1 protein-coding gene is annotated in these 480 nt (G+C 62.9%); it reads right to left on the bottom strand.

Going from position 1 to position 480, the window contains the following annotated elements:
- Positions 1-83: 83 nt before the first annotated feature.
- Positions 84-480, bottom strand: a 397-nt coding sequence (locus tag HMPREF2791_RS11320) for an HNH endonuclease signature motif containing protein (protein ID WP_168168307.1), incomplete at its 5' end; no start/stop codon positions are given.

Raw genomic sequence — 480 nt, 5'->3', positions numbered from 1 at the left:
TCCGAAGAGTTGGTCGAGTGCTCCGCGGTCTGTGTTTCTCAGGTGGTATCCGCGGGGTGAGATCCACCAGGGTGCGCCTCTGATCATGGCGATGCGTCCGCGGGATTTACGCCAGGGGTCGTCGTCGTTGATCCGATTATGGTACTTACACAGCGGCACCAGTTGTCCATGTTGGTGTAGCCGCCGTGCTTCCACGCATCCACATGGTGGATCTCCGCACCGTACGCCCCGTGGCGGCAGCCGGGGAACGCGCACACGGGTGAGACCATGCAGGCCATGTCGCGCTGCTTCTGGTTGGCGAAGCGCTCGGTGTCGTACAGGTTCACCGCCCCTTCCTCCGGGTGGAAGGCGGCGACCTCCAAGGCTTCGCCGAACTCTTGCTGCATGTACTCCGCCCCGGTCATGATGGTGCCGTCGGTGAGTGTGAGGATGATGTCGTCGCCATTACCCGCCATGATGCGGGCGTGCTCGGAAATCGGC

The organism is Corynebacterium sp. HMSC034A01 (assembly GCF_001838175.1).
Classification (GTDB): domain Bacteria; phylum Actinomycetota; class Actinomycetes; order Mycobacteriales; family Mycobacteriaceae; genus Corynebacterium.
Note: the sequence above shows the minus strand (reverse complement) of the source record. Positions and strands in the feature narration are given on the sequence as shown.